Source organism: Streptomyces sp. NPDC057877 (genome assembly GCF_042796855.1).
In the GTDB taxonomy this organism is placed as follows: Bacteria; Actinomycetota; Actinomycetes; order Streptomycetales; family Streptomycetaceae; genus Streptomyces.
Genome location: NZ_JBHVMS010000004.1, coordinates 187,510 through 210,571, shown reverse-complemented (window position 1 = coordinate 210,571; position 23,062 = coordinate 187,510). Strand labels below are relative to the sequence as shown.

The window sequence follows — 23,062 nt, the reverse complement described above, 5'->3', positions numbered from 1 at the left end:
CCCAGGTCACCGTTGCATCACATCGCCCGGCCGCGGGGCATACCCCACAGCCATCGGGCAGGCGCCCCCACTGGCCGCCGCACGTCAGCAAGACTCTGGAGGTTGCACGTCCATGACCCAGTTCCCGAACCTGTCCCGCAGGGGTTTCCTCACCAGAACCGCGGCCGTCGGCGGCGCACTCGCCGTCCCGGCCCTGATCACCTCGTGCAGCAAGACCGACACCGCGGGCGACGGTGAGGGTTCGAGGCTGGACCAGCTCAAGGAGCAGGGCTATGTGAAGGTCGCCTACGCCAACGAGGCGCCGTACGGGTACGAGGAGAACGGCGAGCTGAAGGGCGAGGCGCCCACGCTGCACCGGGAGATATTCAAGGCGCTCGGCGTGGAGGAGCTGCGGCCGACCTTCTCCGAGTGGGACGGGCTGATCCCGGGCCTCCAGGCGGGCAAGTACGACGTGATCAGCGCCGGGATGGCGATCATCCCGGAGCGCTGCGAGAAGGCGCTGTTCTCCGAGCCCGAGTTCATCTCGCCGACCGCGCTGATGGTGAAGGCGGGGAACCCCAAGAAGCTCACCGATCTGGCGTCGGCGAAGGCGGCCGGGGCGAGCATCGGCGTGATGTCGGGAGCCGTCGAGAAAAGCTACGCCACCGCCGCCGGGATAGCCGAGGGCGACATCAAGACGCTCCAGAAGCCGCAGGACGGCGCGGACGCCGTCAAGGGCGGCCGGATCGACGCCTTCCTGCTCACCGGCATCTCCCTGAACTGGCTCGCCAAGAACAACTCCGGCCTGGAGGTCACCGACTCCTTCCTGCCGGAGATCGACGGGGTGACGCAGTACAGCCCGGGCGGCGCGGTGTTCCGCAAGGGCAGCGAGGACCTCCGGGACGCCTTCAACCGGGAGCTGAAGAAGATCACCTCGGACCCGGACCGGTTCGTGCAGTTGGTCGGTGAGTACGGGTTCGGCAAGGACACCATCCCGCCTGCCGACCTGAAGACCGCCGAACTGTGCAAGGCGTGACGGGACCGTCCACGCATGGGTGACTTCTACACGTATTTCTTCGACCACATGCCCGACGTGTGGTCGGGACTGTGGGTGACGGTGGCCGCGACGCTGCTCGGCGCGGCCGTCGCCCTCGTCCTGGCCTTCGTCTTCGGCTTCATGGCGAACAGCAGGCCCGTGCTGGTGCGCGGCGCCTCCCGGGTGATCGTGGAGTTCTTCCGCGGCACCTCGCTGTACGTCCAGTTGTTCTGGCTGTACTACGCCCTTCCGCTGATGTTCGGCTACGAGCTGACGCCGCTGTTCTGCGGGGTGGTGGCGTTCGGCATGAACTACGGGGCCTACGGCTCCGAGGTGGTGCGCGGCGCGCTCAACGCCGTACCCAAGGCGCAGTGGGAGGCCGCCGTCGCGCTGAACATGACGCCGTGGCAGCGGACGCGGCGGGTGATCCTGCCGCAGGCGTGGGTGCAGATGATCCCGCCGTTCACCAACCTGCTGATCCAGTTGCTGAAGTGCACGCCGCTGCTGTGGCTGATCTCCGCGGCCGACCTGACGGCGGTGGTGCAGCAGATGCGGGACCGCACCGGTGAGACGACCTGGGCGTATGTGACGCTGTTGGTGATCTACTTCGTCCTCGCCTACGCGCTGACGCTGCTGATGAACCTGCTGGAGCGGCACGCCAAGGCCCGCCTCGGCCAGGGCACGCCGGTCCAGAGCCTGACCAAGACGGCGGAACCGTCCCGGGCGACGGCGGGAGGCTCGCTGTGAACTACGACTGGGACTGGGGCGCCGTCGGCGACTCCTGGCCGTTGCTCTGGGAAGGCTTCCAGACCACGCTGCTCGCCACCGTCCTCGGCACCGCCGTGGCCGCCGTGCTGGGGCTGCTCGTCGCGATGGCGGGGCGGGTGCCGTCCCGGCTGGTCACGGTGCCGGTGCGGGTGGTGACCGAGTTCGTGCGGTCCACGCCGCTGCTGGTGCAGCTGGTGGGCGCGTACGCCGTCTTCAACACCGTCGAGCCGCTGACCATCGGCATCGTGGTGCTCGGCATCCACTACGCCTCCTATCTGTCGGAGGTGTACCGGGCGGGCATCGACGCCGTGCCGAAGGGGCAGTGGGAGGCGTGCCGGGCGCTGTCGATGTCGCGGCGCCGCACCTGGCAGGCGGTGATCCTGCCGCAGGCGGTGCGCAACGTCCTGCCCGCGCTCGGCAACTACGCGATCTCCATGTTCAAGGAGACACCCTTCCTGGCCGTGATCACGGTCCAGGAGATGGTCGCCGAGGCCCGCGAGTACGGCGCGACCAACTTCGTGTACGCCGAGGCCTTCACCCTCGCGGGCCTGATCTTCCTGGCGGCGAGCTATCCGACGTCGCTGCTGATGAGAAAGCTGGAGAAGCGCCTTGGCCACTGACGACCCCCTGCAGAAGACGAGCCCCGAGGACCACGCGGCGACGGCCACGGCCACGGCCGCCGGGTCCGGCCATCTGGTGCGCTTCGACCAGGTGGTCAAGCGCTACGGCGCCCAGGTGGTCCTGGACCACCTGGACTTCACCGTCGAGCGCGGCCAGCACGTGACCCTGATCGGGCCCAGCGGCTCCGGCAAGACCACGATCCTGCGGCTGCTGATGACCCTGGAACGGGTCAGCGGCGGCACGATCTACGTCGACGACCAGCCGCTGACCCATATGCCCGGTCCCGGCGGCGCGCTGAAGCCCGCCAACGAGAAGCACCAGCGCGAGATCCGCAAGCGGATCGGGATGGTGTTCCAGCAGTTCAACCTGTTCCCGAACATGAACGTGCTCCAGAACATCACCGAGGCCCCCGTCAACGTGCTCGGCATGGAGCGCGCGGAGGCCGAGGAGCGCGCCCGGGACCTGCTCCAGCTGGTGGGCCTGGAGGAGAAGACCACCGCGCATCCGACGCAGCTCTCGGGCGGCCAGCAGCAGCGGGTGGCGATCGCCCGGGCGCTGGCCATGCGGCCGGACATCCTGCTCCTGGACGAGGTGACCTCGGCGCTGGACCCGGAGCTGGTGGCCGGGGTCCTGGACGTGCTGCGGGACATCGCGCACACCACCGACATCACCATGCTCTGCGTCACCCACGAGATGAACTTCGCCCGGGACATCTCCGACCGGGTGATGATGTTCGACTCCGGCAAGGTCATCGAGTCCGGCCCACCGGAGAAAATCTTCGGCGAACCGGAGCACGAGCGCACCCGCGCGTTCCTCAGCGCGGTGCTGTAAGGCCGCCGCGGGTGCCGGTCCTTCGTGTCATATGCCAGGGGGATCGGCGCCCGGCGGGGCGGCCCGCAATCTGATGAACAACCGCTCACCGTGGGCTCCTTGGCGGTTATCGTGGAAAGGATCCGGCCGCCCGGATCGCCCACCGATCGCCCACCTCACCAACCGACCCGCCGACCGGACCGAGGCCCGCACAGCGAGCGCGCAGGGGGAACACCGTGGCGCTTAAGCACGAGCCGACCGCGCCGTACCACTCCACCCAGGACGCCCTGCGTGTCCTGGAGACGGTGGCACGGCACTCCACCGGAGTCACCGACACCGAGATCGCCCGCCACACCGGCCTCGGCACGGAGCGCCTGACCACGCTCCTGCGGATGCTGCGCCGCGAGGGCTACGTCACACAGATCACCGACGGCACCTACGTCACCGGCACCGCGCTGGCCCGCCTCGGCGCCGCCGAGGGCCGTGAGCAGGCGCTGCGCGAGCAGCTCCAGGGCACCCTGGACCGGCTGCGCGACTCGGTGGGCGCGGCCGTCTACCTCAGCCGTTATGTCGACGGCGAGGTCAGCGTCACCCAGTACGCGGACAGCCCCGCGACCCCCAAGGTCAACGAGTGGGTCGACTTCCGCTCCTGCGCCCACGCCACCGCGATCGGCAAGAGCCTGCTGGGCCAGCTCGACCACACCGGCCGCCGGGACCATCTCCACCGGCACCGGATGGCCCGCCTCACCTCGCGCACGATCACCAGCGACAAGCTGCTGCTCTCCCGCCTGGAGGCCCAGCCGCCCACGGTGCCCGTCCTGGACCTCCAGGAGTACGCGATCGGCACGGTCTGCGCGGCCGTCCCGCTCACCGCCGGGTCCACGGCGGGCTGCCTCGCCCTGTCCCTGCCGGTGGAGCACGCGCACCGGCTGCGCCGGGCGGCCGACACCCTCAACCGGAACGCGGCGCCCGTACTGCTCTCCCTCGCGATCTAGGCCTGCCCTGGGAGCTGGTCCGGAGCACCCCTGAGAAGCGGGTAATATTTTCTCCGTCGCCGCCGCGAGACGCAGGTCAAGCGGTCGGCGGGAGTCATGCGCCGCTAGCTCAGTTGGTTAGAGCAGCTGACTCTTAATCAGCGGGTCCGGGGTTCGAGTCCCTGGCGGCGCACGATATGAGGGGCCCTCGCCAACGGCGAGGGCCCCTCGTCGTGCAGCCAGGAGCCCGGTCAGAAGGTGACGTCCGAGCAGGCGTAGAACGCGTTGCCGGTGTCATGGACGGTCCACACCGCGAGGATCACGTGGTGTCCGCTCAGCCCGGACGGCAGGGTGCCGCTGTGCGAGAGCGTCGACGGCGGGCGCTGACCGCCGTAGGGGACCGTCAGGAACGGCGTGAGGTTGAGGTCGGACCGGGCCAGGTTGTGGTTCTGGTTCCAGCCCGGCTTGGTGACGTAGTACTTGAAGTCGGTCGTGGCGTGCATGGCCGTGAACTGCCAGCGGAACGTGTAGCTCTGCCCGCCGCTCACCCGTGTCGTCGGCCAGGCGCCGCCCGAGGGCGTGCGCGGGCTGTCGAGCGCGGCGAACGGCGTGTTGTTGGCGGAGCAGATCCGCCCGTCGGCCGGTCCGGAGGCCGGGAACCCCTTGGGGCCCTCGACGCTCTGCGGCTCCCACTGGATGGCGCCGCAGTTGGTCACCGAACCGTTCTGGCACAGCTTCTGCCTGCTGATGGGGAGGTCGGTGTAGCCATGACCGCTGGCTCCACCGGAGGAGAGCACCAGTGCGCCGGTGGTGGCGAGACCCACCATCGCGGCGGACAACTTGGTCTTTCTGTGCATACTGCCGCTCCTGGGACGTGGGGGAAGATCAGTGAGCTTGCAGGTCTAGACCAAGTCTCAGATTATGGCTGACGCTTGAACATGTCCATACCAATCGCGGGACGCGTTCCCGGTCCGCCGGGCCGCCCCCTCACGCCCCCGGCTCGCCCCGCCCCGCGCAGAACGCCACCGTCAGATCCTTGACGAGCGCCTTGCGTTCGTAGTCGTCCAGCTCCACCAGACCCCGCACGGTCAGCCGGGTCACCGTGTCCTCCACCGAGTCCACCACCGAGGTCAGCACGCTCGCCCGGTGCCGGGCGTCCAGCGCGGCGATCCGGCGCCGGTGCATCGCGGCGGCCACCTCGGGCGCGTACTCCACCCGCACCGGCCGCACCGAGAACACCTCCAGGCCCACCACCGCCGCGTCGGCCGCCACCAGCCGGGTCAGCGCCTCCCCGGCCGACGCCACCGCCCCCGCCGTACCGCCCGGCAGCTCCACCGGCACCCTGGCAAGGGCCGCCTCCACGCACTCCCGCAGATACGACTCGTGGTCCTCGACCCCCAGCGTCGCCCGCGCGGTGTCCTTCACCCGCCACACCACCAGCACCACCGCCCGTACGGCCACCCCGCTCCCGTCGGCCGCGGGCATCGGCTCGCTGCGCCAGTGCCGCAGCCGGACGTCCACCCGGCGCCGCAGCACCAGCGGGTTGACCCACATCAGGCCGGTCCGCCGCACGGTACCCCGGTACCGGCCGAACAGCCCGAGCACCCAGGCCCGCCCGGTCCGCCCCCGGGCCAGCCCACCGCACCCGAACAGGCCGAGCGCCCCGGCCCCGGCGTACCCCGCCCACTGCGCCGGACCGAGCCCGGCACCCGTGTTCCGCGGCAGCCCGAGCGCCGCCAGCAACTCGTACGGCAGCAGCCCCGCCCACCAGGACGTGGCCAGGCACCCGGCCGCCCCCAGGCCCCCGGCCAGCACCCCCACCGCGCCGGGCAGCACCCGCGCGGGCCGCTCCGCCAGCTCCGGGTCGACCTCGGCGACGACGGGGCGCGGTCTACCCCGGGCGGGTTGCCGACGGGTGACGACGGCGGGCCTCAGCGGCACGGACACCGGGTCGGGTTCATCGCGGAACAGCAGGTGGACGGGGATCTCGGTGGTCGCCTCGTTCTGGATCAGGCGGGCGGGCCGCGCGGGCCCCCCGGACTCCGAGGTCGGTGAAGTGGACGTGCTCATGCATGCCTCCAGCCTCCGCGCCAGACGCGTCACAAAGGGTGCTTCAGTCGGTCACAGGAACAGTCGCCGCCAGGTCTCCGGCCCCGGATAGCCGTCCGCCGCGCCGCCCCGCCAGCCCTGGGCGCGCTGGAAGGCCTCGACGTTACGGCGGTCCGCCTCGCCCCAGCGCGGCCCCGGCCCGGTCGTGTAGTGCTTGCCGAACCCCTTTCTGACCAGTTGCTTCCCGAGCAGCACGACATGCTGGCTGCTGGCTCCGGGCCGGAACGCGCCCCGGCCCGGGTAGGCGGGGGCCACCGCGGGCGCGCCCGCCCCGAAGGCGCCGACGTCCCGGCCCTTCCCGGCCGTCAGCAACGCCCAGGTGCCCGCCCCGGGCAGCCCGTCCGCGTCCCGGCCCGTCCAGCCCTGGGCCCGCTGGAACGCCCGGGTCGCCCTGCGGTCGGCCTCCGTCCAGCGCGGCCCGGGTCCGGAGGCGTAGTAACGGGCGGCGCCGCGCGCGATGAGCATGCGGCCCAGCAGGGTGACGTACGTGTTGTGCGCGCCGGGCCCGAAGTGCGCCGCTCCCGGGTACGGCGTCCCCGCCACCGCAGCGGGTCTCCCGCCGCCGGTCTGCGGACCGGCGGCGGCCCCCGTCACCCCCTTGTACCGGTAGGGCACGTACCGGCCGGAGTCACTCCAGTAGGCGTACGGCGTGACCTGGCGGCGGGTGTGGGGGCGGGTCTGCTCGTAGGCGACGTAGGACGTACGGGTGTGGTCCGTCCAGCCGCCGAAGATCACCACATGGGAGCCCCCGTGCGGGTCGGCCGGGTTGTGGAAGAGCAGGATGTCGCCGGGCCCGAGGTCCGCCTTGCCGATGCGCACCGCGAACTGGCCGAGGGTGCCGGTCCATTCGTTGCCGGGCAGCTTCCAGGCCATCGAGACGAAGCCCGAGCAGTCCTGCCGGTAGCCGTCCGACCAGTAGGAGGTCAGGCTGTAGGGCACCTTAGCGGCGACCCAGGCGCGCGCCCGGTCGATGATCTCCGCCCGGGTGACCGTCGGCGCCTCGGCCCCGATCGCGGGACGGCCGGTCGGGCCGTGCAGCGGGACCTTGCCGCCCTGAGGCGTGTCGGGCCCATCACCCGCGGGAACGCCGGGCCGGTGGGGGGCGTGGGAGGCGGCGACGGCGGCCGGGGCCTGGCTCGCCCCGAGGGCGGCGGTGGCCGCGGCGGCCAGGGCGACGGCCCGCAGCCGGGCGGGGTGGCCGCTCGCCGGGGTGGCCGGAAGTATGCGCCGGAGCCGGTCGCAGCCGGGGCAGTCGCAGGTGCCGGTGGGGTCGGCGTCCCGGAAGACGGGTGGCTCCATGCGATCTCCCTCACATCCCGGGGGGAAATGTCCACGCTCGTGCACGTTGATCAGTTTCCCAACCGTGTGGGAGGCGCGCATGTTGACGGTCCGAATGATGTACGCGCCCTCCCCCGGTCCCCCGCCCGGCCCCGGCCCCGTGGTCAGGGGCACTCCCGGAGGTCATGTAGAGTTAACGACGTCAGCACGCGCCGCTAGCTCAGTTGGTTAGAGCAGCTGACTCTTAATCAGCGGGTCCGGGGTTCGAGTCCCTGGCGGCGCACCGACAGCAAGGCCCCTCGCACCAGCGAGGGGCCTTTCGCGTACCCTCCACTCCCCCTCTTGCGATCATGCTGAACACCGTAGAACCCTGGGCTTTCGGACGGCTGCTGATACGAGCCAACTGGGGGGCACGGCCGGTTGCCGGGTGGCGGGGAGAGGGGCCCCGTTCATGCGGCGATACCGAGGGGGCATCATGCAACCGGAAGGAACCGGAACGCCGCAGTTCCATGTCTATAGGCTGTGAAGGCCGTGTGGTGACTGCGGGCCACCACTGATACGTCCGTGAAGGTCGAGGGGGACCAGAGCGGACGCAGGAACCGACAGACACGCGCTGACCCGCGTGTGGGGGGATGACTCATGACGTCGACGCCGACGGGCGCCGGGCGGAACCAGGACCCGTCACAGACCACCCAGCTCAGGGTGCCCTCGCACCGCATGAGCACCACGGGCACGTTCCGCCGGATCAAGAAGACGCTGCCGAGATACGACTACGAGCACTACAGCCGTCTGGCGGGTCCCCTCACCCAGCCCGACCCGAACAAGCCGTACAAGGTGCAGTACCGCTCCCTGATCTCCCAGGAGCCGCACCGGATACGGGTGGCGCTGATGCTGGCCGCCGCCCCGCTGCTCTCGCTGGTCCTGCTCGCCTGGCTGCTCCAGCCCTCGCACTGGACCGAACGCGACTACGTGGAGTACGACTTCCTCCCCGCGCTGGACGTCGTGATGCTGGTCTCGATCGGTCTGATCGAGTTCTTCCGCTGCATGAACGTGCTGTCGAACGCGCACGCCACCCTGGTCGCCCGCGACCCCATCCCGGTGGTGCCCGAGACCGGCACCCGCGTCGCCTTCCTCACCTCCTTCGTGCCCGGCAAGGAGCCGCTGGAGATGGTGACGAAGACCCTGGAGGCGGCCGTGAGGATCCGCCACCGGGGCCTGATGCACGTATGGCTGCTCGACGAGGGCGACGACCCGGCGGTCAAGGTGGTCTGCGCCCGCCTCGGTGTGCACCACTTCTCCCGCAAGGGCGTCGCCCGCTGGAACCAGGCCAAGGGCCCGCACCGCGCCAAGACCAAGCACGGCAACTACAACGCCTGGCTCGACGCGCACGGCGACGACTACGACTTCTTCGCCTCCGTCGACACCGACCACGTACCGCTGCCCAACTACCTGGAGCGGATGCTCGGCTTCTTCCGTGACCCCGACGTCGGGTTCGTCATCGGCCCGCAGGTCTACGGCAACTACGACAACTTCGTCACCAAGGCCGCCGAGTCGCAGCAGTTCCTCTTCCACGCGCTGATCCAGCGCGCGGGCAACAAGTACGGCTCCCCGATGTTCGTGGGCACCTCCAACGCCGTACGCATCAGGGCGCTCAAGCAGATCGGCGGCCTGTACGACTCGATCACCGAGGACATGGCGACCGGCTTCGAGATGCACCGCGCCAAGAACCCGGCGACGGGCCGCAAGTGGCGCTCGGTCTACACCCCCGACGTGCTCGCCGTCGGCGAGGGCCCCAACGCCTGGACGGACTTCTTCACCCAGCAGATGCGCTGGTCGCGAGGGACGTACGAGACGATCCTCAAGCAGTACTGGAAGGGCTGGTACTCGCTGCCGCCGAGCAAGCTGTTCAACTACACGATGATGATCATCTTCTACCCGATGTCGGCCCTGAACTGGATCCTCGCGGCGCTGAGCTGTGTGCTGTTCCTGGGCCTGGGCGCCTCGGGTGTGAGCATCGACCCCGCCGTGTGGCTGATGCTCTACGGCAACGCCTCCGCCCTGCAGATCGGCCTCTACGTCTGGAACCGCCGCCACAACGTCTCGCCGCACGAGCCGGAGGGCTCCGGCGGTGTGGCGGGCATGGTGATGTCCGCGCTGTCGGCGCCGCTGTACGCCAAGGCGCTGTTCGACTCGATGCTGCGCCGCAAGAGCAAGTTCGTCGTCACCCCCAAGGGTGACTCGGCCAGCCCGGACACCTGGTTCGGAACCTTCCGGTACCACTGGTACTTCATCCTGATCTTCGGTGCCTCCATCGCCGCCGGGTTCGTCTTCGGCAACTCGCACCCCGCGATGATCATCTGGGCGTGCTTCGCCCTGCTGATCACCGCGGCGCCGATCTTCGCCTGGCGGCACGCGCTGCGGAAGCTGACCAGGCGGACCGGGGCGCACGCCGCACATGCCGCGGCCCCCGTCCCGGCCCCGGCTCCGGCGGCACCGGAGCCGCACGCCCCGCAGCAGCAGCGGCCCCGTTGGGCGGAGACCAACGGCGCCGGGAGCGACGGGGGAAGCGACCAGACCATGCAGATCGCCCTTGGTGGACTTGGGGGACGTAAGGAATGAAAGACCGTGCCGGCCGCCGCCGTGCCCGTCGACTCGCGATAGGCACGGCGGTGGTAGTCGCGCTGGCCGGGATGAACGGGCCGTGGCTGTATCGCTTCGGAACCGAGAAATACCACCAGTACCAGATCAACCGACCCGAGTACAAAGCCGACAACGGCCACTGGGAGATCGTCGAGTTCCCGGAGGAGTACCGGCAGAACACCATCCACGCGGCGCTGCTGCGCACCGGGAAGGTGCTCCTCGTCGCGGGCAGCGGCAACAACCAGGACAACTTCGACGCGAAGAAGTTCGACACCCGGGTCTGGGACCCGGTGAAGAACACCATCAAGAAGGTCCCCACGCCCAACGACCTGTTCTGCACCGGCCACACCCAGCTCGCCAACGGCAATCTGCTGATCGCGGGCGGCACCAAGCGGTACGAGAAACTCAAGGGCGACGTCACCAAGGCCGGTGGCCTGATGGTCGTCCACAACGAGAACCCGGACAAGCCGATCACCCTGCCCGCGGGCACCAAGTTCACCGGCAAGGAGAACGGCAAGACGTTCGTCTCCAAGGACCCGGTGCTCGTGCCCCGCGCGAAGAAGGTGTTCGACCCGGAGACGGGCGCCTTCGTGCGCAACGACCCCGGCCTCGGCCGTATCTACGTCGAGGCACAGCAGAGCGGCGCCAGGTACGAGACCGGCGCCCAGGACAACTACCGCGTCCAGGGCCTGTCCGGGGCCGACGCGCGCAACACCTACGGCATGGCCGAGAAGCTCGCGCTCGACAAGAAGGACTTCCAGGGCATCCGGGACGCCTATGAGTTCGACCCGGTCGCCGAGAAGTACATCAAGGTCGACCCGATGAACGAGGCCCGCTGGTACCCGACCCTGACGACCCTGGGCGACGGCGAGATCCTCAGCGTCTCCGGGCTGGACGACATCGGGCAGTTGGTGCCGGGCAAGAACGAGATCTACGACCCGAAGACCAAGAAGTGGACCTACACCGACAAGGTCCGGCAGTTCCCGACCTATCCGGCGCTGTTCCTGATGCAGAACGGCAAGGTCTTCTACTCGGGTTCCAACGCGGGGTACGGCCCGGACGACGTGGGGCGCGACCCCGGGGTCTGGGATGTGGAGACCAACAAGTTCCGCAAGATTCCCGGGCTGAGCGACGCCAACATGATGGAAACGTCCGGCACGGTGCTGTTGCCTCCGGCGCAGGACGAGAAGTACATGGTGATCGGCGGTGGTGGGGTCGGCGAGTCCAAGCTGTCGAGTGAGAAGACGCGGATCGTCGACCTCAAGGACGACGAGCCCCGCTTCGTGGACGGGCCGTCGCTGGAGAAGGGCACGCGGTATCCGCAGGCTTCCGTGCTGCCGGATGACACCGTGCTCGTTTCCGGTGGTTCGGAGGACTATCGCGGGCGCGGTGACTCCAACATCCTTCAGGCGCGGATCTACGACGCCGGGACGAACGCGTTCGATCGGGTCGCGGATCCGTTGGTGGGGCGCAACTATCACTCCGGGTCGATTCTGCTGCCCGACGGGCGGGTGATGTTCTTCGGTTCCGACTCGCTGTTCAGCGACAAGGCGAACACCAAGCCGGGGAAGTTCGAGCAGCGGATCGAGATCTATACGCCGCCGTATCTCTACCACGGGGAACGGCCGTCCCTTTCCGGGGGGCCGGAGAGCATGGAGCGGGGCGAGTCGGGGACGTTCACCTCGAAGCACGCTTCGGCGATCGAGAAGGTGCGGTTGATCCGGCCGAGTGCGGCCACGCACGTGACGGACGTGGATCAGCGGTCGATCGCGCTGGACTTCGAGACGTCCGGGGACGAGGTCACCGTGACCGTGCCGGAGAACCGGAATCTGGTGCAGGGTGGGTGGTACATGATGTTCGCTGTCGATGACCAAGGGACGCCGAGTGAGGCGCGGTGGGTTCGGGTGCCTTAGGCACCGTGGGCGAGTGCGGGTGCGGGGTGGCTGGTCGCGCAGTTCCCCGCGCCCCTCAGGGCGTTGACTCCTCCGCCAGCTTCATCGCGTACTCCGGCCACCACTGCCCCGCCTTCGGGCCGCCCTTGCACTCGCCGTCCGACTCTCCCGGGCGCTTGACCCAGAGGTAGGCGTCCACCAAGGGGTCGGCCGTCTTGGTGGTCGGGGTTTCGCCCAGAGCCCGGCCCGGGGGGTTGCACCAGTTCTCGGCGGGGTCGCCCTCCGTGTAGGGGCCGTTGCCGTTGCGGCTGGTGTCGATGACGAAGGGCTTGTTGCCGATCTTGGCGGAGAGGTTCTTGCCGTAGGCGATGGAGTCCTCGGTGGAGTAGAAGTTGGAGACGTTCACCGAGAAGCCGTCGGCCTGGTCGACGCCCGCCCACTTCAGGGGCTCGAAGATCTGGTCGGGGTTGCCCCAGCCCGCGTTGCCCGCGTCCAGGTAGACCTGGGTGGTCTTCAGGGACGTCAGCTTGCCGATGGCGTACTTGAGGAGGTCGTAGCGCTCCTCGTGGAACTCGCCCGGGGTGCAGCCGTCCACCAGGTGCAGTACGGCGTCGGGTTCCAGGATGACGGTGGCCGGGCGGTCGCCGATGCCCTGGGCGACCGCGTCGATCCAGCCACGGTAGGTGTCGCCGTCGGCGGCGCCGCCGCCGGAGTACTGGCCGCAGTCGCGGTGCGGGATGTTGTAGAGGACGAGCAGGGCCGTACGGTCGGCCTTGGCGGCGGCCTCGGTGAAGCCGCGGGCCTCCTGCTCGGGCTGGTCGGGGCTGATCCACTCGCCGGTCGGCTGCTGGGCGATCTTGCGGATCTCCTCGGCCTGGGCGTCCTTGCCCGACTTCTCGTAGTCGACGACCTGCTGGGCCGCGTTCCCGTCCGGGTTGACCCAGAACGGGTTGGCGTCCTTGGGCTGCTGGGTGATCCCCGCGCCCGCGTCACCGCCACCGCCGTCGCCGTCCCCGTCGCCGGAGGAGCAACCCGCGACCAGCAGCGCCGCCCCCAGCACCGCCATGGCCGCCCGCGCTCCGGCCGCCCCCCTCGTGCCGTACATCCAACTCCCCCTTGGGTGCACTGTTCCAAGCCTCAATCCTGACATACGTCGCCAGGGGCCGTGTCGGGGCGGGAACGCACGACAGACTGGGCGGCGGGAAGGCCCACGGGGCAGGGTCCGAGGGAGGGCGCGTTCATGGACGACACCACCCGGGAACTCCGGCTCGCCGCCGCGCTGTTGGAGTCCGTCGACACGCTGACCGAGGGGTTCGACCCCGGGCGGCAGCTGCGCGGGGTGGCGGACCGGTGTGCGGAGGCGCTGGGTGCGCGGGCCGCCGGGGTGCTGCTGGTCGACGGGGAGCGGGTGGTCTCGCTGGCCGCGAGCGGAGGGCTGGCGCTGGAGCTGCTGGCCGCCCAGCGCGACGACGGGCCCGGGCTGGACGCCTACCGCTCCGGGCGGGCGGTGGCGCCGGTGGCGCTCGGGTCGGCGCGGGCGGCGTCGCGGTGGCCGGGGTTCACGCGGGCGGCGCTGCGGTACGGCGTCGGGGCGGCCCTCGCGGTGCCGCTGCGGGGGCGGGAGCGGCGGCTGGGCGCGCTGAACGTGTTCCTGGCGGCGCCACCGGAGGGGGACGCCGAGCTGCGGCTGGCGCAGGCGCTCGCCGACGGTGCCGCGCTGGGGCTGCACCACGGCGAGCTGTACCGGGAGTGCCGTGCCCGCGCCGGGCAGTTGGAGCGGGCGCTGTCCAGCAGGGTCCGCATCGAGCAGGCCAAGGGCATGCTCGCGGAGCGCTGGAACACCGGACCCGACGACGCGTTCACGGCGTTACGGCAGTACGCGCGGCGGCACCGGCTGCCCCTCGATCAGGTGGCGCGGTCGGTGGTGGAGCGGACCGCCGACGACGCCGGGCTGCGGCGGGAGGCCGAGGGGCCCGCAGGACCCGGCTGATCCCGTGGCCGACTGATCCCTAGGCCGGGACTGGTCACCTGTTCTACAGTCGTCACGGACGGCCCCAGCCCCCGGCCGTGTCTCGCCCACCGTGGCATCCACGCCTCCCGCGCCGGTCGCCGGGTTACTCCCGCAACCCGTGCGCGCGCGGTCGAGGACCAGCCCGGTCGGCGGCCTACGGGGGAGCGGGTCGTCGACCGGGCCGGTTTGCGCCCGGGGCCGGTCACAGGCCGGTGCCCGTCAGGTACGCCGACACGACCACGTTCGCCGTGTAGCTGCGGCTGGCCCGGTCGAAGGTGCCGCCGCAGGTGACGAGCCGGAGTTCCGCGCGGCCGGACTCCCGTGGGCCGTAGGCCTGTTGGGCGTCGAAGCGGTCGCGGGTGAGGACCTGGACGTCCTCGATGGTGAACTCGGCCACCTTGCCGTCGTCGCGGATGACCCGGATCCGCTCGCCCGGTTCCAGGGCGCTCAGCTTGTAGAAGACGGCCGGACGGGTCTCGGTGTCGACGTGTCCCACCATCAGCGCGGTACCGGCCGCGCCCGGCCGCACGCCCGCCGCGTACCAGCCGACGGCGTCGGGCTGGTCGTAGGGCGGTGGGTCGATCGCGCCCCGCGGGTCCAGGCCACGGGCCACGACCGGGGCCCGCACGTTCAGGTGGGGGATGTCGAGGCGCTGGGGCAGCGCCGCCTTCAGGGGTTCGGCGGCGGGCGGCAGCGGTGTGGTCGGGGGGCGCCCGGCCGCCGCCATGTCGCCGGTGGTCGGCGCGGATATGCCGTGCCGTACGTCGGTGACCTCACGGCCCCACAGCCACAGGCCGAGCAGCAGCGCGGCCCAGATCACGCCGGTCAGCACCCGGCTGGGGCGGCGGACCGGGACAGCCGGGGCTTCCGGGGAGTCCTGGTAGCGGGACATGGTCAGTCCGTCCCGCGGCTCCGGCGGGCGCTCCGCAGCGCTACGGCCACGGCGGCGACGCCCGCCAGGACCAGCCCGGTGATCGTGTGGGCGGTGCCGGGACCGGCGGAGCGTTCGACGGTGGCGAGGTCGGCGGTGCCGCCGCCGCCCGCGCGGACGGGGGCGACGGGTGAGGCGTGGCCGGTCGGGGGGTGGCCCGACGAGGCGTGGCCGGTCGGCGCGGCTGCGGCGGCGCCCTTGCCCGATCCGACGGTGAGGGCGGCCTCGCGTTCGTCGCCGTCGCAGGTGACCTTGACGTCGTAGACGCCGACGTCGAGCGCGGTGCGGATCCGGGTCTCGCCGGTCAGGGTGCCGTCCGTGCCGGTGAGCCGGGCGTCGGCGACGAACGCCGCCGAGGCCGCGACCGCGGTTCTGCCGGTGCAGCCGGTCACGCGCAGCGCGATGTCGCTACCGGGCGCCGGGGCCGAGGGGCGGACCGAGACCTCGCCCTCCGCCGCGTACGCCGCGGGGGTGAGTGTGGTGACCGCCGCGAGGACGCCGGTACAGAGAGTGAGTCGCAGTGAACTCATCGTGAACCTCCAGATACCTGGAGACTCCCCCGCACGGGCCGCCCCCGCATCCTCAGCGGGGGCGGGATTGCTCCGTACGGGTGAGTTCTGGCGGTTGAACGGTTTAGACCGTCCTCAGATGCGCTCCACCAGGTCCGCGATCGAGTCGACGATCTTCGACGGGCGGTAGGGGAAGTCCTCCACCTGCTCCGGCCGGGTCAGCCCGGTGAGCACCAGGAACGTCTGCATCCCGGCCTCTATCCCGGCCAGCACGTCGGTGTCCATCCGGTCGCCGATCATCGCGCTGGTCTCGGAGTGGGCGCCGATGGCGTTCAGGCCGGTGCGCATCATCAGCGGGTTGGGCTTGCCCGCGAAGTACGGCTTGCGTCCGGTCGCCTTGGTGATCAGCGCGGCCACCGCGCCGGTCGCCGGGAGCGGGCCCTCGGTGGAGGGGCCGGTCTCGTCGGGGTTGGTGCAGATGAAGCGGGCACCGCCGTTGATCAGCCGGACCGCCTTGGTCATGGCCTCGAAGGAGTAGGTGCGGGTCTCGCCGAGGACGACGTAGTCCGGCTCGTGGTCGGTGAGGATGTAGCCGATGTCGTGCAGGGCCGTCGTCAGGCCCGCCTCGCCGATGACGTACGCGGAGCCGCCGGGCCGCTGGTCGTCCAGGAACTTGGCGGTGGCCAGCGCCGAGGTCCAGATGTTCTCGATCGGCACGTCCAGGCCCATGCGGCGCAGCCGGGCGTGCAGGTCGCGCGGGGTGTACATGGAGTTGTTGGTGAGGACCAGGAAGGGCTTCTCCGACTCCCGCAGCTTCCTGAGGAAGGCGTCGGCGCCGGGGATCGGCACGCCCTCGTGGATCAGCACACCGTCCATGTCGGTGAGCCATGAGTCTATGGGCCTGCGTTCTGCCATGTGCGGTGTCTCCTGCCGTACGCCTGTACGCGTGTACGTATGTACGCACGTACGCCGTTGTACGCGGTGCTGTGGGGCCCAGCCTAAGCAACGTCCGATCTTGTGGGAACGCTCAGCTTCCGGTGGCCTCCTTCCAGGCGTCGACGTACGAGGACAGGTTCTGGTCGATGTCCGCCCAGTCGGGTGCGAAGACCTCGACGCCTTCCATGAGCGCGGACAGCTCGCGCGCGTTGGGGTCGGTGGGCTCGATGTCCTGGCGGGCGGGGAAGCCGCCGCCGATCTCGCTGACCTGGGTCTGCGCCCGCTCGTCCAGCAGGAAGTCGAGGAGCCTCTTGCCGTTCTCGGTGTGCGGGGCGCCGGTGACCAGGCCCGCCGCGTAGGGCAGGGCGAAGGTGGTGGGCCTGCCGCCCTCGCGGGCCGGGAACCAGATGCCGAGGTTGGGCATGGTCTTGGACTGGGCGAAGTTCATCTGGACGTCGCCGTTGGCGACGAGGAGTTCGCCCTTGTCCACCTTGGGCGCGAGCTTGCCGGTGGAGGCGGACGGGCCGACGTTGTTGGACTGGAGGTCGGCGAGGTAGTCCAGGGCGGGCCGCAGGCCGCCGAAGTCGTGCATGGCCTTGATGAGGACGGCGGTGCCGTCGCCCGCGACGCCGGGGGTGGAGTACTGGAGCTTGTCCTTGTACCTGCCGTCGAGCAGTTCCTCCCAGGTGGTGGGGGCCTGCTTCAGCTCCTTCTCGTTGTACACGAAGCCGAAGTAGTTGTTCACGACGGAGGTCCAGGTGCCGTCCGGGGACCTGTCGGCGGCGGCCACCTGGGCGGCGCCCTTGGGGGCGTACTCCTGGAGCAGGCCCTTGCCGTCGGCCTGCTGGATGAACGGCGGCAGCGTGACGAGGACGTCGGCCTGCGGGTTGCCGCTCTCGCGGACGGCGCGCTGCACCATCTCGCCGGAGCCGCCCTCGACGTACTCGACCTTGATGCCGGTCTCCTTCTCGAAGTCCGCGAAGACCTGGTCGTACCAGCCGTCACCGTGCTCGCCCCTGAGGCCGTCGGCACTGTAGACGGTGACGACATCCGGGTCGGAGGCGGCGGTTCCGGTGCCGCAGGCGGGCAGCAGCGGGGCGGCGAGGAGGGCGGCGGAGACGGTGAGGAGGGTGCGGCGGCGGGTCGCGGGCATGACGGTTCCTTGGGTGAGGGAAGGACGGGGGTCAGCGGTACGAGGCGCGGGTTCGGATGCGCGTGACGACGAGCAGGACGAGCAGGGTCGCCGTCATGAGGACCACCGCGAGGGCGGAACCCGCGAAGAGGGCGCCGCGGTCGGTGGCCGCGTAGACCAGGACCGGCAGCGGGGTCCAGTCGGGCGGGTAGAGCATCATCGTCGCGCTCAGCTCCCCCATGGACAGGGCGAGGCACAGGCCCGCGGCGGCGGTCAGGGAGGGCAGCAGCAGCGGCAGCCTCACCCGCCACAGCACGTACGAGGGCCGGGCGCCCAGCGACGCGGCGGCCTGTTCGTACGCCGGGTCCAGGCGGGTCAGCCCGGCCGACACCGACTGGTGGGCGAACGCCGTGACCAGCACGGTGTGCGCGACGATCACGATCCACCGGGTGCCGTTGAGCAGCAGCGGCGGCTCGGAGAAGGCGACCAGGACCGCCAGTCCCACCACGACCGAGGGCACGGCGACCGGCAGCACGAACAGCGCGTCCACGACCCGGCGGTGGCGCGGTTCCAGGGCCGCCGCCGCGAGCGCCGCCCAGGTGCCGACGGCCAGCGCGAGCAGGCTCGCGGTGAGGGCGGTGACCAGGCTGGTGGTGAGGGCCTGGAGGGCCTCGCCGCGGGTGGCGGCCGAGTAGTGGGCGGTGGTGAAGCCGGACGGCAGCACGCTGGACCAGTGGGTGGCGAAGGAGGCGCCCACGACCACCAGCAGCGGCAGCGCGAACAGGGGCAGGAACAGGACGAGGAACAGGGCCCATACGGCCCACCGCGCGGCGCGGCTATGCACGAGCACGTCGGCTCACCACCCGGTAGAGGCCGTAGAGGCTGACGGAGAGCGCGACGTTGACGACGGCGACCACGCACGCGCCCGCGTAGTCGGACTCCAGGATCGCCTTGCCGTAGATCAGGGTCGGCAGGGTCGTGACCCCTTTCGCGCCGGTGAACAGCACGATGCCGAACTCGTTCAGGCAGAGCACCAGCACCAGGCTGCCGCCCGCCGCGAGCGCGGGCAGCGCCTCCGGCAGCACGACCTGCCGCACGATCCGCGGCGCCCGCGCGCCCAGCGAACTCGCCACCTCGATCTGCGCGGTGTCGAGCTGCGCGAACGCCGCGAGCAGCGGGCGCATCACGAACGGCGTGAAGTACGTGATCTCCGCGAGGAGGACGCCCCAGGGCGTGGTGAGGAACCGGAACGGTCCCTCGGCGGCCCCCGTGACGTCCGTCCACAGCCCGTTGGCCATGCCGACCGAGCCGTAGACGAACAGCAGGGCCAGCGTGATCAGGAAGGACGGGAAGGAGAGGAAGACGTCCACGAACCGGGCGACGGCACGGGCGCCGGGGAACGGGACGAAGGCGATGACCAGGGCCAGCGCGAACCCGAGGATGAGGCACCCGGCGGTCGCCGCCACCGCCAGCCACACCGTCGTCCACAGCGCCTCCCGGAACGCCTCCGACGCGAACACGTCGGCGTACGGCTGCAGGGAGGTGCCGCCGGTGCCGGGCCGCAGGGACTGCTGGACGACGAGGGCGAGGGGGTAGAGGAAGAAGAGGGCGAGGAGGGCGAGCGGGGGCAGGGCCCACAGGGAGCGCCTAGTCATCGCCGACTCCGGCCGCCAGCAGTACCGCGTCCGCGGGTGCGAAGTGCAGGGTCACGGGGTCGCCGTGCGCGGGCGGGGTGCGCAGTTCGCGCAGGTCGGCGATGACCCGGTGCCCGGCCACGTCGACGTACAGCCGGTGGGTGGCGCCGCGCCACTGCACCTCGGTGACGGTGCCGGTGAGCGGGTTGGGGCCGTCGCCCAGGCCCACCAGGTGCGGGCGTACGCACAGGGTCGCCCGCGCGCCCTTCGCCGCGTCGCGGGTGTCGACCTCCAGCCCGGTCCCGGCGAGGACGACCCCGCCGTCCGCGACGGTCACCGGCAGCAGGTTGGCGTTGCCGACGAAGGACGCGGTGAACTCGTCGGCGGGCGCCCGGTACAGCTCCCGTGGCGTACCGCAGGCCACCAGCCGGGCCTTGTCCATGACGGCGATCCGGTCGGCCAGGGTGAGGGCCTCGACCTGGTCGTGGGTGACGTGGAGGATCGACACGTCGGGCAGCTCGCGGTGCAGCCGGGCCAGTTCGGTGAGCATGCCGGAGCGCAGTTGGGCGTCGAGGGCGGAGAGCGGTTCGTCGAGGAGGAGGACGCCGGGGCGGATGGCGAGGGCGCGGGCGATGGCGACGCGCTGCTGCTGGCCGCCGGAGAGTTCGCGGGGGTAGCGGCGGGCGTAGGCGGACATGCCGGTGAGTTCGAGGGCCTCGGCGACGCGGGTGCGGATCTCGGCCTTGGCGGTGCGCCGGGCCTTCAGTCCGAAGGCCACGTTGTCCTCGACCCGCAGGTGCGGGAAGAGGGCGTACTGCTGGACGACCATCCCGATGCCGCGCCGGTGCGGCGGCAGGTCGGTGACGTCCCGGTCGCCGAGGAACACCCGCCCGCCGACCGGCCGCACGAACCCGGCGACCGCCCGCAGCGCGGTGGTCTTGCCGGACCCGGACGGCCCGAGCAGGGCCATGACCTCGCCGGGCCGGACGGTGAGGTCGAGGGAGTCCAGGACCACCTGGCCGTCGTAGGCGACGCTGACGGAGTCGAAGCGGATGCCGCCGCTCATGCCAGCGCCCCTGGCAGGTCGGCCACGGAGTCCAGCACCCGGGTGGCCCCGGCCGCCCGCAGCGCGTCCGCGTCATGGGCGCCGGTCAGCACCCCGGCGACGACCCCGGCTCCGGCGCGGACGCCGCTGCGCATGTCGGAGGAGGTGTCGCCCACGACGGCGATCTGCCGGACGCTGTCCGCGACCGCCGTGCGGAGGAAGGCGGTGAGGACCATGTCCGGGTACGGCCGTCCCCGGCCCCCGGCGTCGGCGGGGCACAGCGTCAGGGGCACGAGGTCCCGCCAGCCGAGCGCGCCGAGGACCGCGTCCTGGGTGGGGCGGGCGAACCCCGTGCTCAGGACGACCGTACGGCCCTGGGCGGTGAGGTGCTCGATGGTTGCGCGGGCGCCGGGCAGGGCGGCGACCCGGCCGCCGTCGACGAGTTCGGCGTACGCGTCCTCGAAGGCCCGGTTGGCCCGCTGGGCCCTGGCCTCGTCGCCGAACAGGTGCCGGAAGACGGCGATCTTGGACTCGCCCATGGTGGCGCGGACGTGGTCCAGCATGGCGGCGGGGTCGGCGCCGAGGCGCTCGGCCGCGACCGTGAAGGCCTCTTCGACGAGGCCGCCGTCGGCGACGGTCGTCCCGGCCATGTCGAGGACGACGAGTCGGATGTTCTCGGCCGCTGTGGTCATCGGTGTCACCAGCCCAGTTCGTTCGCGGTGGTCTCGGCTATCGCGGGTGAGCAGGTCATGCCGCGCCCGCCGGGCCCGGTGACCAGCCACACCCCGTCCCGCACCCGCTGCCGGTGCACGACCCGTGCCGGGTCGGTGCACTGCGCGTACACCCCGGCCCAGCGGCGCCGGACCTTCGGCAGCGGACGGCCCAGGAGGGACTCGACGACCTCGGTGAGGTGGTCGTAGGGGTCCTCGACGGTGTCGAAGGCGAAGGGGTGCTCGTACTCGTGGGTGTCGCCGATGGTCAGTCCGCCGTCGGCGCGCTGGACCATCAGCAGTTGCATACGGTGCTCGGCGGCCGTCGGCGGCTGCGGCTGCCGGGCGTTCAGCTCGTCCAGGGCGGGCGAGGCGTACGCCGGGTAGTAGCGGAAGCTGTCGGCGTCGGCGACGGAGGTGGTGAGGGGCTCGCCGAGCGGGTCGGTCTGCATCATCTGGAGGCGCACGCGGCGCACCGGCAGCCCGGGTCCGGCCAGTTCGCGGACGAGCCCGCCGAGCCAGGCGCCGGTGCACAGGACGACCGTGTCCCCCGTGTGGACGTCCCCGTGGTCGTCGCGGACGGCGTTCTCGCCGATGACGTCGCGGACCTCGCGGCCGGGCAGGAAGGTGTACGCCGGGTGCCGCAGCAGCTCGGCGCGCAGGGCGAGCTGGGCGGTGCGGGGTTCGACGGCCGCGTCCCGTGCGCAGTGCAGGGCGGCGGTGAAGTCGCCGCGCAGGGCGGGGTTGAGGGCGCGGGCCTCGGCCGCGGTGAGCAGCCGGTAGCCGCGGTCGGCGGCGTCCGCGCGGGCCACGGCGGCCTCGGCGACGGCGAGTTCGAGATCCCCGCGTACGGGGGTCAGGGAGCCGTTCGGCCGGAAGCCGAGGGCGGGCACCCGGGCGCCGATCCCCTCCCACAGTTCCCGGGCCCGCAGGGCGGTGGCGAGTTCCGCGCCGCCCGCGCGACCGCTCACCCAGATCTGGCCGAAATTGCGCAGCGAGGCGCCGCGAGCCTCCGCCTCGCGCTCGATCTGTACGACCTCGTGGCCGCGTTCCACTGCTTGCCAGGCATGCATGGTGCCGACCACGCCGCCTCCGACGACTATCACTCTCACGGCGGCAACGGTCGTCGGGACCGGGGAACCACGAGGGTCGGTCCGACAACGGGAGCGTGAACTGGTCATCACGTTTGGGCTAGACCCGTTATGTTTACGTTATGAAGCTCGCCGTGAAAGTCGTTCCACAGAAGGTCGGCGAGAAGGGCGGTTTTCAGCCGCTGAGACGGGTCGTGAAGGAGAACCGGTCGCCCCGGTACAGCGTTCGCACCCGCTCCAGCGGGCGGCCGTCGGCGTCCCGGGACACCCGGTGGATCAGCAGCATCGGCAGGGCGGGCGGGGTGCCGATGAGCAGCGCCTCGCGCGGGGTGGCGAGCACGGTCTCGATGCGCTCGTCCGCGTCGCCGAAGGCGATGCCCTGGGCGCGGAGGTAGGCGTAGAAGGAGGAGTCGGGCTCGAAGTCGGTGTCCAGGCGGGGCACGCGGGCCACGGCCACGTAGGTGCTCTCCAGGCCCACCCGCTCGTCGTCGGCGCGCAGCACCCGCTCCAGGTGCCAGACCGGCTCACCGCGCGTCAGCCCGGTCTCGGCGGCGAGCGCCTCCGGGCAGGGGAAGCGGTCGAGGGTGACGAGGTCGCGGCCGGGGGTGCGGCCCTGGCGCCGTACGCCCTCGGTGTAGCTGGCGAGGGACAGCGGCTGTTCCAGCTTCGGGCCCGCGACGACGGTGCCACGGCCGTGCCGCCGCAGCTTGCCCTCCAGCACGAGTTCGCGGATCGCCTGGCGCAGGGTCTCGCGGGCGACGTCGTAGCGCTCGGACAGATCGCGCTCGGTGGGCAGGGCCCCGCCCTCCCCCAGCTCCTCGATCAGCCGGTCCAGCCGGGCCTTGACCGCGTAGTACTTGGGGATCCGGCCGTGCTCCGGGATGCCACGGCGCACGGGGGCGCCGGGGGCCTGGTCGTTCGGGTAGTCCACTCAGGGATCGTCGCAGACGCGGGTG

At 71.3% G+C, this 23,062-nt stretch carries 22 protein-coding genes and 2 tRNA genes; 10 read left to right on the top strand and 14 right to left on the bottom strand.

Annotated elements, in window-relative coordinates; translation table 11 throughout:
* The first annotated feature begins 112 nt into the window (after positions 1–112).
* The 6 genes from ehuB (at position 113) to ACFVQG_RS12475 (ending at position 4,381) form a co-directional block, all read left to right on the top strand.
* Positions 113–1,015 carry an ectoine/hydroxyectoine ABC transporter substrate-binding protein EhuB gene (ehuB, locus tag ACFVQG_RS12500; RefSeq protein WP_383380320.1) on the top strand — a complete coding sequence of 301 codons (903 nt, stop codon included), beginning with the start codon at positions 113–115 and terminating at the stop codon, positions 1,013–1,015.
* A 15-nt stretch (positions 1,016–1,030) separates the two neighbouring features.
* Positions 1,031–1,762 (top strand): ectoine/hydroxyectoine ABC transporter permease subunit EhuC, encoded by a 732-nt coding sequence (ehuC, locus tag ACFVQG_RS12495; protein WP_383380317.1) that lies wholly within the window; start codon positions 1,031–1,033, stop codon positions 1,760–1,762.
* Positions 1,759–2,403: an ectoine/hydroxyectoine ABC transporter permease subunit EhuD gene (gene ehuD, locus ACFVQG_RS12490; protein WP_383380314.1), complete on the top strand. Its 645-nt coding sequence runs from the start codon at positions 1,759–1,761 to the stop codon at positions 2,401–2,403. The genes ehuC and ehuD overlap by 4 nt, the downstream gene beginning before the upstream one ends.
* Positions 2,393–3,235, top strand: coding sequence for an ectoine/hydroxyectoine ABC transporter ATP-binding protein EhuA (gene ehuA, locus ACFVQG_RS12485; protein ID WP_383380311.1), 843 nt, complete (start codon positions 2,393–2,395; stop codon positions 3,233–3,235). Before ehuD ends, ehuA begins: the two co-directional genes overlap by 11 nt.
* A gap of 215 nt (positions 3,236–3,450) precedes the next feature.
* Positions 3,451–4,209 carry an IclR family transcriptional regulator gene (locus tag ACFVQG_RS12480; RefSeq protein WP_383380309.1) on the top strand — a complete coding sequence of 253 codons (759 nt, stop codon included), beginning with the start codon at positions 3,451–3,453 and terminating at the stop codon, positions 4,207–4,209.
* Positions 4,210–4,307: 98 nt separating this feature from the next.
* Positions 4,308–4,381, top strand: a tRNA-Lys gene (locus ACFVQG_RS12475).
* Positions 4,382–4,439: 58 nt separating this feature from the next.
* Here ACFVQG_RS12475 and ACFVQG_RS12470 read toward each other — a convergent pair.
* The 3 genes from ACFVQG_RS12470 to ACFVQG_RS12460 all read right to left on the bottom strand — a co-directional run bounded on the left by ACFVQG_RS12470 (position 4,440) and on the right by ACFVQG_RS12460 (position 7,596).
* Positions 4,440–5,045, bottom strand: a complete 606-nt coding sequence (locus tag ACFVQG_RS12470) for a lytic polysaccharide monooxygenase (protein WP_383380306.1) — start codon at positions 5,043–5,045, stop codon at positions 4,440–4,442.
* A 130-nt stretch (positions 5,046–5,175) separates the two neighbouring features.
* Positions 5,176–6,258 carry an SPFH domain-containing protein gene (locus ACFVQG_RS12465; RefSeq protein WP_383380303.1) on the bottom strand — a complete coding sequence of 361 codons (1,083 nt, stop codon included), beginning with the start codon at positions 6,256–6,258 and terminating at the stop codon, positions 5,176–5,178.
* Between the two features lie 51 nt (positions 6,259–6,309).
* Positions 6,310–7,596 (bottom strand): peptidoglycan-binding protein, encoded by a 1,287-nt coding sequence (locus tag ACFVQG_RS12460; protein WP_383380300.1) that lies wholly within the window; start codon positions 7,594–7,596, stop codon positions 6,310–6,312.
* A 188-nt stretch (positions 7,597–7,784) separates the two neighbouring features.
* Between ACFVQG_RS12460 and ACFVQG_RS12455 the strand changes: the two genes are divergently transcribed.
* The 3 genes from ACFVQG_RS12455 (at position 7,785) to ACFVQG_RS12445 (ending at position 12,128) form a co-directional block, all read left to right on the top strand.
* Positions 7,785–7,858, top strand: a tRNA-Lys gene (locus ACFVQG_RS12455).
* Positions 7,859–8,214: 356 nt separating this feature from the next.
* Entirely contained in the window at positions 8,215–10,194 is a 1,980-nt protein-coding gene (locus ACFVQG_RS12450) for a glycosyltransferase family 2 protein (protein WP_383380297.1), read from the top strand.
* Positions 10,191–12,128: a galactose oxidase-like domain-containing protein gene (locus ACFVQG_RS12445; RefSeq protein WP_383380294.1), complete on the top strand. Its 1,938-nt coding sequence runs from the start codon at positions 10,191–10,193 to the stop codon at positions 12,126–12,128. The genes ACFVQG_RS12450 and ACFVQG_RS12445 overlap by 4 nt, the downstream gene beginning before the upstream one ends.
* Before the next feature lie 55 nt (positions 12,129–12,183).
* On the opposite strand, the gene ACFVQG_RS12440 is transcribed toward ACFVQG_RS12445, so the two are convergent.
* Positions 12,184–13,212, bottom strand: coding sequence for a glycoside hydrolase family 6 protein (locus tag ACFVQG_RS12440; protein WP_383380291.1), 1,029 nt, complete (start codon positions 13,210–13,212; stop codon positions 12,184–12,186).
* Positions 13,213–13,347: 135 nt separating this feature from the next.
* Between ACFVQG_RS12440 and ACFVQG_RS12435 the strand changes: the two genes are divergently transcribed.
* Positions 13,348–14,097, top strand: coding sequence for an ANTAR domain-containing response regulator (locus tag ACFVQG_RS12435; RefSeq protein ID WP_383380289.1), 750 nt, complete (start codon positions 13,348–13,350; stop codon positions 14,095–14,097).
* Positions 14,098–14,320: 223 nt separating this feature from the next.
* Here ACFVQG_RS12435 and ACFVQG_RS12430 read toward each other — a convergent pair whose 3' ends face one another.
* From ACFVQG_RS12430 to ACFVQG_RS12385, 10 genes are all read right to left on the bottom strand, one after another.
* Complete coding sequence (locus ACFVQG_RS12430; RefSeq protein WP_383380285.1) at positions 14,321–15,010, bottom strand: class F sortase; 690 nt, start codon at positions 15,008–15,010, stop codon at positions 14,321–14,323.
* A gap of 2 nt (positions 15,011–15,012) precedes the next feature.
* Positions 15,013–15,579 (bottom strand): hypothetical protein, encoded by a 567-nt coding sequence (locus ACFVQG_RS12425; protein ID WP_383380282.1) that lies wholly within the window; start codon positions 15,577–15,579, stop codon positions 15,013–15,015.
* A gap of 114 nt (positions 15,580–15,693) precedes the next feature.
* Positions 15,694–16,473 (bottom strand): HAD-IIA family hydrolase, encoded by a 780-nt coding sequence (locus ACFVQG_RS12420; RefSeq protein WP_383380279.1) that lies wholly within the window; start codon positions 16,471–16,473, stop codon positions 15,694–15,696.
* A 112-nt stretch (positions 16,474–16,585) separates the two neighbouring features.
* Positions 16,586–17,647 (bottom strand): 2-aminoethylphosphonate ABC transporter substrate-binding protein, encoded by a 1,062-nt coding sequence (locus ACFVQG_RS12415; RefSeq protein WP_383380277.1) that lies wholly within the window; start codon positions 17,645–17,647, stop codon positions 16,586–16,588.
* Positions 17,648–17,678: 31 nt separating this feature from the next.
* A complete protein-coding gene (locus tag ACFVQG_RS12410) occupies positions 17,679–18,476 on the bottom strand; it encodes an ABC transporter permease (RefSeq protein ID WP_383380275.1) in 798 nt (265 codons plus the stop codon).
* Positions 18,463–19,281 (bottom strand): 2-aminoethylphosphonate ABC transporter permease subunit, encoded by an 819-nt coding sequence (locus ACFVQG_RS12405; protein ID WP_383380272.1) that lies wholly within the window; start codon positions 19,279–19,281, stop codon positions 18,463–18,465. Before ACFVQG_RS12405 ends, ACFVQG_RS12410 begins: the two co-directional genes overlap by 14 nt.
* Positions 19,274–20,326, bottom strand: a complete 1,053-nt coding sequence (locus ACFVQG_RS12400) for an ABC transporter ATP-binding protein (protein ID WP_383380269.1) — start codon at positions 20,324–20,326, stop codon at positions 19,274–19,276. The genes ACFVQG_RS12405 and ACFVQG_RS12400 overlap by 8 nt, the downstream gene beginning before the upstream one ends.
* Positions 20,323–20,997 (bottom strand): phosphonatase-like hydrolase, encoded by a 675-nt coding sequence (locus ACFVQG_RS12395; RefSeq protein ID WP_383380267.1) that lies wholly within the window; start codon positions 20,995–20,997, stop codon positions 20,323–20,325. Before ACFVQG_RS12395 ends, ACFVQG_RS12400 begins: the two co-directional genes overlap by 4 nt.
* 5 nt (positions 20,998–21,002) lie before the next feature.
* A complete protein-coding gene (locus ACFVQG_RS12390) occupies positions 21,003–22,127 on the bottom strand; it encodes a TIGR03364 family FAD-dependent oxidoreductase (protein WP_383380264.1) in 1,125 nt (374 codons plus the stop codon).
* 154 nt (positions 22,128–22,281) lie between these two features.
* Positions 22,282–23,037: a GntR family transcriptional regulator gene (locus ACFVQG_RS12385; protein ID WP_383380261.1), complete on the bottom strand. Its 756-nt coding sequence runs from the start codon at positions 23,035–23,037 to the stop codon at positions 22,282–22,284.
* Positions 23,038–23,062: the final 25 nt, after the last annotated feature.